Source organism: Enterobacter sp. PL1 (assembly GCF_945957325.1).
Lineage (GTDB): Bacteria > Pseudomonadota > Gammaproteobacteria > Enterobacterales > Enterobacteriaceae > Enterobacter > Enterobacter roggenkampii.
The window spans coordinates 161,418-167,960 of the sequence record NZ_CAMFKT010000010.1; the positions used below are offsets into that span (position 1 = coordinate 161,418).

Below are 6,543 nucleotides of genomic sequence, written 5' to 3' on the forward strand. Positions count from 1 at the left end.
AAATTAATTATGGTATGCAAAAGTGATACAGAAACGGAAATAAAGAGACCTCGCCGTGAGTGAAACGTTTTTCTATAAAAAGACGCCGCATTTTGTTATATAAAAATGCGGCTACCATAAGAATATATAATACATCTGCGAAAGCGTTATCTCGCCGATTTCGCCTCCGCCATTTGTCTGCGGCGTCGCAGCGCAATAGCCAGCTGGATAATATTGATTAAAACGACAATCGCCGTCGCCGCAAATACCCAACGAAAACCGGCCATCGCGGAAACGGAGGCGCCAATAAGCGGACCGGCAACATTCCCCAGATACATAAATGACTGGTTATATCCAAAAATACGCCCCGTCACCTGGTCGCTGGAATATTTGACCAGCAGGGTCTGTACCGCAGGCAACATGGCGCCATCGGCAAAGCCGAGCAGAAATCGCAGTACGCCAAGCTGAAGCGGAGAGGTGACGAACGACATCGCAAAGAAGAGCACCACCGCAAAGATCAGCGTCGCCATCAGGATGCGCGCCGTACCGATCCTGTCACCCAGTTTTCCGAGACGCGGCGCGGAAATCAGGGCGGATACGCCCGGCACGGCGGCAATCATGCCGCTTAAAAAAGCGATGTTCGTGCTCTCCGGCTCCATTGACTTGATAAACAGCGCCAGTATCGGCCCCACCGAACCGTTACAGAGCTGGATCACCATGGTGGTGACAAACAGGCTGATCATCAGCCCCGGATAAGGCAGCGAGGCGAAAACGGCCTTGCCGCTCAGGCGTTCAGATTTACTGATAACCGGGCGGCCTCCCTCTTTAATCAGAAAGAGCGTGACCAGAAAACTGACCACCAGCAGAACCGCAGTGATGATAAATACCGCGCGCAGTCCGACGTGGTCCGCCAGAAAGCCCCCCAGCAGCGGGCCACCGATGACGCCGCTGATCTGCGCCGTGGAGAGCGTGCTCAGCGCCCAGCCGCTCCGCTCGCGCGGCACCTGAGAGGCGACCAGCGCCATGGCGTTTGGAATATACCCGGACGTCAGCCCCATCACCGCCCGCAGGAAGAACAGCTGCCAGACGTTGGTGGCGAAGGCCTGCAGCAGAATGGCTATCGCCATCCCGAGCGAGGCGCGCAGCAGCATCAGTTTTCTGCCTTTTCGATCGGCCAGGCTGCCCCACATGGGTGACACAATCGCGGAAACCAGAAAGGTGACGCTGAACGTCAGGCCGGACCACATGGAGAGCGCTTCGTGCGAGGTGACCCCCAGCTGCGAGACGTACAGCGGCAGGAACGGCAAAATCTGGCTGATGGCCAGCCCGGTGAAGAAGCAACCGAACCAGACCGAGATGAGATTAACTTTCCAGGATTCCATACAGAATAGTCTTCATTTTTAGGCGAATTCGCCGTCAGATTAGCAAGTTACGCGTGTTAACGTCGCACCAGAGATGCGGCCTGACCGACTTTGGTGTTTTATCTTCCCAGTCATCATATTTGTGAAATAAGTCACAATTCATCCATTTTCTGGCGGAATATTATGCTTCACCGGCACAGGCCAAAACCGCGCATTCCGAGATGAAAATGGTTGGCATGCGCCGCGTTGTACTCTGGCCCCAGACCGTTCCCGTAGTACCCGCAGCTTGCCGCCAGCATCGCCTTCAGCCAGGGCTGCGTCGTGGCCGCCTTCCAGCCGTTCAGCACCGTGACGCGTTCGCCGTTCGCCAGACGAAAAGCGGCAATATCCAGCGCCTCCGCCGTGGCATGTTCACTGCGGCGCGCGTCAGGGCGGTGGTAAATATTGCGGCAGGCAAAGCTGCCGAGGTGATCGATACGCGCGAGGTCGCTGCCCGTATAGCGTTTTGTCAGCGGCCGGGCCTGCTGGCTGATAAAGAGGGCTGAGCTGAGCGCCAGCGGACAGCTGGCAAGAAAGCTGCTGTTCAGGCCGACAGGGCCGAAGTCACGCACGCGCACGACGTTACTCAGCGGGCATTCCCCGGCGCTGTCAGCGACCGGCTGGGTGCGGATGAGATCGCGTTGATTAGCCTGCGCAAGCAGGCTTGCGCAGGCCTCGGGCGTTAAGCGCCGAAGCTTATACTGGGTGATTCGGCCTGGCGGATCGTCAAGCGCCAGCGGTATGAAAGGATTGTAGTAAGGCGGCAACCAGCGGTAACCCACCGTTGCGACGGCGATAAGAATCAAAACGGTCAGCAGCGTTTTTCCTTTCACTCGCCCCCCTGTACATTCCCCCAAACATTATGGCAGAAGGTCGCGAAACCCGCCGGGCATCGTGGTATGTTATTGGCTTTTCGTCAGACTGGAAGAGAGTGAGATGGCTAAGCAGCGCGTAGGTATTGTCTTTGGGGGAAAATCAGCGGAACACGAAGTGTCATTGCAATCGGCTAAAAATATCGTTGATGCGATCGATAAAAGCCGTTTCGACGTGGTGCTGCTGGGCATTGATAAACAGGGTCAGTGGCACGTTAACGATGCCAGCCAGTATCTGCTGAATGCTCACGATCCGGCCCATATCGCCCTGAATCCTTCAGAAATTAGCGTCGCCACCGTACCCGGCGTCGCGAAGGGGCAGCTTATCGATGCAGGCAATGCACAGGCTCTCGCCCAGATCGACGTGGTCTTCCCTATCGTTCACGGTACCCTGGGGGAAGATGGTTCCCTGCAGGGGATGCTGCGCATGGCCAACCTGCCGTTCGTCGGCTCGGACGTACTCGGCTCCGCCGCGTGCATGGACAAAGACGTCACCAAACGCCTGCTGCGCGACGCCGGGCTGAATATTGCCCCGTTCGTTACGCTCACCCGCGCCAACCGAGACAAACACACCTTCGCGCAAATCAGCGGAGAGCTGGGTCTGCCGCTGTTTGTGAAGCCAGCAAACCAGGGCTCCTCCGTGGGCGTCAGCAAAGTGACCAGCGAAGCTGAGTTCACCCAGGCCGTCCGCCTGGCGTTTGAGTTCGACCATAAAGTGGTGGTTGAGCAGGGCATCAAAGGCCGTGAAATTGAGTGCGCCGTGCTGGGCAACGATTTTCCACAGGCGAGCACCTGCGGCGAAGTGGTCTTAAACAGCGACTTCTACTCGTACGACACCAAATACATTGATGATAAAGGCGCGCAGGTTGTCGTGCCTGCGGATCTCGATCCGGCGGTTAACGATAAGATCCGGGCGATCGCCATTCGCGCTTATCAGACGCTCGGCTGCTGCGGCATGGCGCGCGTGGATGTGTTCCTGACGGCGGAAAACGAGGTGGTGATCAATGAAATCAACACGCTGCCGGGGTTCACTAACATCAGCATGTATCCGAAGCTGTGGCAGGCGAGCGGCCTCAGCTATCCGGAACTGATCACCCGCCTGATCGAACTGGCGCTGGAGCGTCACGCCGCCGACAGCGCGCTTAAAAGTTCCGTAAACGGTTAATCGGCGCGCTTCGCCGACGCTGCCTCATCCGCTGTCGTCTCTTCAGGACGGCGGCGGATAATCAACCCCGCCAGCCAGAAACTGATAACCCAGGTCACCAGCCCAACGGCATAGGTTTGCCAGCCTTTTGCCTCAAACCCCAGCAGGCCCACGACACCGTTAAGAATAAAGATCAGCCCGATAGCGAAGGCGTAGTAGTGCCAGTCACGGCGTAGTTTGGACGTGAGCTTCATAACAACTCCGGCAGGAAAAAAAGACATCCTCTCACAGTTTTACGGCCAGGTCTGTGGCAGATACGGAAATTCTGAAACGCGACGCAATTTCACTTAAGTTAATAAATTGTGACGTGCTGCAGAAATCAACAATCCAGGAGGATTCCGGCGCGTAAATTACCACGATTCTGATATTGACAAATGCGATGACCTGTCAAACTCACCCTGTACGAAGCGTATTAACAGAGCGATTTATCCGGAGGTCATCATGGCTGACTTTACATTGTCGAAACCGATTTTTGGCGGAAAACCAAAAACCTCCACGGCGGGTAATATCGCGTATGCCCTGTTTGTTCTGTTCTGCTTCTGGGCTGGCTCGCAGCTGCTCAATATGCTGGTCCATGCGCCTGGCGTTTATGAACATCTCATGCAGGTACAGGATAACGGACGCCCGCGAGTTGAGATTGGCTTTGGCGTCAGCACCCTGTTCGGCCTGATTCCCTTCCTCGCGGGATGTATGATTCTGGGCGTTGTGGCATTAGTGCTGCGCTTTCGCCGCCGCCGTTAAAGCCCCATACAGCGAGCCCGGCGATCGTCCACGCGTTTCGCGAACCACGCGGTGGTCAGGTTACGCGTGATCTTCGGGCTTTCCAGCTGGATGCCCGGCAGGATAGCCCTCGGTAACGTTTTCCCGCTTTTCTTATCGGCAAGCGCAAACACTTTCTTGTAGAGATCCGTTTTCTCAAAGGCCAGGCTGTCGCCTTTCTCAAGCTGACGGCGAATGTCGCTGTTGCTCATATCAAGCGTTGTCGATAATTTCCGGATCGCCCGCTCGGTGCTTCCCGCCTCGCTGCTGCCGTAGGCGATAAGATCGCCGTCCAGCGCCAGCTTAACGCCGCTTGCGCGGCTGACCGCACTCTGGAATGCCGCATTACGGCTGGCATACCAGCCTGCGTTAAAGTCGGCAAAGCGGTACAGCGGCTCATCGTAGTTTGCCGGGTAGTTCAGCAGATGATACGTGCCGAACCACAGTCCGCCGCGCAGGGAGAAGACCTCCTGGCGCACCGTACCGTCGATTTTCCACGGATAGCCGTCGGTGTGTTTCTCCGCGAACGCGATGCTTACCTGCATTGGGCCACCGGTGTGGACCGGGTTCAGTGAGCCAAACAGCTTCTGCCCCATCGGCACCATGTTGATGAAATCATCGAAAATAGCGCTAAGCTGTTTTTCGGTTTTCACCGTGTCCAGCCGTTCGCTGTAGCTTTTGCCGTTCGGCGAGGTGATTTTAAGCGCGGTATGCACGAGGAACACCGGGATATGCATGGACTCCGCGCGGCGGTCGATCTCTTTCCAGGCGATTTTATTCAGCCCCGGCACAGCCGGGTCTGACTGATACATCGACTCCTGCTGCGCCACCGCCAGCACCGAACAGATGTTCTCCTCGGTCGGCGCAATCTTTTGGCTCTCAAAGGTTTTTGCCAGCGCGTCTGCCCACGCATTGCGATCCTTCACGCTGGCGGGCATTTTCTGCCGCACAACGCTCGCCACATCAACGGGCTTCTCGCCCTTTTTGAGCGGAGCGGCCCCCTTTTCGGCACAGCCTGCCAGCACAAAAGCGGCCAGTATGGTCAACGGTAACGCGCGCGGTACGGCAAAAGGCATAGCAACGTCCTGTATTAGCTAAATGTGTTGGTGACTTCCTGCAGGTCACGATCGTCCAGCTCGCGTTCAAAGCTGCGCAGACGTTTGTAGATGGACATCAGTTCCACCAGCGTGGTCCAGGAGCTGATCAGGTACTGGAACGACCCACGAACCTGACCGAAAACGTTGGTGATCTGCGTCATCAGACCGAGCGTAATCGTACCCGCAACAATGGACGGAAACAGCAGGAACAAACCGAAAACGTTATCCACCTGCAGATACAAAATACGCGCAATGTTGAAATACATATAGTGGAAGTAAAGACGGAAATAGTTACGACGCACGGCGCCAAACAGCTCGCGGACGGTCGGCGGCGAGGCGCGGTTGGCATCGTCTTCACCGTACACCAGCTCTTTACGGTATGCGGCTTCGACGCGTTGATTTTTAAACTCCAGACCCGGCAGTTTAATCCCAACTACCGCCAGCAGGCCCGTGCCCATCAGCGACCAGACAATCGCGGCAATCACCAGACCATACGGAATATGACCGACAATCGGCAGATCCGGCACGTGCGCCGAGAGCGTCACCAGCACCGGCAGGAAGGCAATCAGCGTCATGATGGCGTTGATAAAGCTGACGCCCATGTCTTCAAGCGTGGAGGCAAAACGCATGGTGTCTTCCTGCACGCGCTGTGCGGCACCTTCGATATGACGCAGGTGCTGCCAGTGCGCCATATAATGTTCGTTCATCGCGGTACGCCAGCGGAAAACGTAGTGGCTAACGAAGAAGTTGTTCATCACGCCGATGATCACCGCAATCAGGGCGATGCCGAGGAAGACGCCGACCTCATGGTAGAACTGATTGATGGTCACCTTGTGTGGCGAGCTCAGCGCGGTCTGGATCAGATCGTAGAACGGTGCATACCAGGCGTTAACCGCTACGCCCACTTCCACCAGGAACCAGGTCACAAAGATAATCAGCGATGTGCCAAGGATCGACCAGTACTGCCAGCGGTGGGGTGAATAGACAAACCAGAACAGGGCAAACAGCCCTACGCACACCATGTAGTAGGCGTAAAACAGCAGGTAGCTCAGCGACCAGAAGCGCGCCGCGCTAATCGGCACCTCACCTGTCGCCCCCGTGATGCGCGTCAGCCATGCGCCGCCGCCCGCCTGCCAGAAAATGACAGCGATCAGTGCCCAAATAAATGCCGACAGGAAAAAAGGCCCCGGCTTTGGGAAAAAAGACTTAAACATAATGCTTGTAGATTCAAT

At 56.4% G+C, this 6,543-nt stretch carries 7 protein-coding genes; 2 read left to right on the top strand and 5 right to left on the bottom strand.

Annotated features, from left to right (window positions below; all coding sequences use genetic code 11):
• Positions 1-146: 146 nt before the first annotated feature.
• Together N6P30_RS11695 and N6P30_RS11700 are read right to left on the bottom strand one after the other, a co-directional pair.
• Positions 147-1,361, bottom strand: a complete 1,215-nt coding sequence (locus N6P30_RS11695; RefSeq protein WP_008503282.1) for a multidrug efflux MFS transporter — start codon at positions 1,359-1,361, stop codon at positions 147-149.
• Between the two features lie 167 nt (positions 1,362-1,528).
• The gene (locus N6P30_RS11700) at positions 1,529-2,212 is read right to left on the bottom strand and encodes an extensin family protein (protein ID WP_023293179.1); all 684 of its coding nucleotides are present in this window, start codon (positions 2,210-2,212) and stop codon (positions 1,529-1,531) included.
• Positions 2,213-2,315: 103 nt separating this feature from the next.
• On the opposite strand from N6P30_RS11700, the gene ddlA reads away from it, so the two are divergent.
• A complete protein-coding gene (gene ddlA, locus N6P30_RS11705; protein WP_023293180.1) occupies positions 2,316-3,416 on the top strand; it encodes a D-alanine--D-alanine ligase in 1,101 nt (366 codons plus the stop codon).
• Here ddlA and N6P30_RS11710 read toward each other — a convergent pair.
• Entirely contained in the window at positions 3,413-3,649 is a 237-nt protein-coding gene (locus tag N6P30_RS11710; RefSeq protein WP_008503286.1) for a DUF2754 domain-containing protein, read from the bottom strand. The two genes, ddlA and N6P30_RS11710, sit on opposite strands and share 4 nt — an antisense overlap.
• Before the next feature lie 247 nt (positions 3,650-3,896).
• Here N6P30_RS11710 and N6P30_RS11715 point away from each other — a divergent pair, with 247 nt between their 5' ends.
• Positions 3,897-4,196, top strand: coding sequence for a DUF2755 family protein (locus tag N6P30_RS11715; RefSeq protein WP_008503287.1), 300 nt, complete (start codon positions 3,897-3,899; stop codon positions 4,194-4,196).
• Here the strand turns inward: N6P30_RS11715 and N6P30_RS11720 are convergent.
• Positions 4,193-5,290, bottom strand: coding sequence for a DUF1615 domain-containing protein (locus N6P30_RS11720; RefSeq protein WP_023293181.1), 1,098 nt, complete (start codon positions 5,288-5,290; stop codon positions 4,193-4,195). The genes N6P30_RS11715 and N6P30_RS11720 overlap by 4 nt on opposite strands.
• A gap of 14 nt (positions 5,291-5,304) precedes the next feature.
• Positions 5,305-6,525 (bottom strand): peptide antibiotic transporter SbmA, encoded by a 1,221-nt coding sequence (gene sbmA, locus N6P30_RS11725; RefSeq protein ID WP_008503289.1) that lies wholly within the window; start codon positions 6,523-6,525, stop codon positions 5,305-5,307.
• Positions 6,526-6,543: the final 18 nt, after the last annotated feature.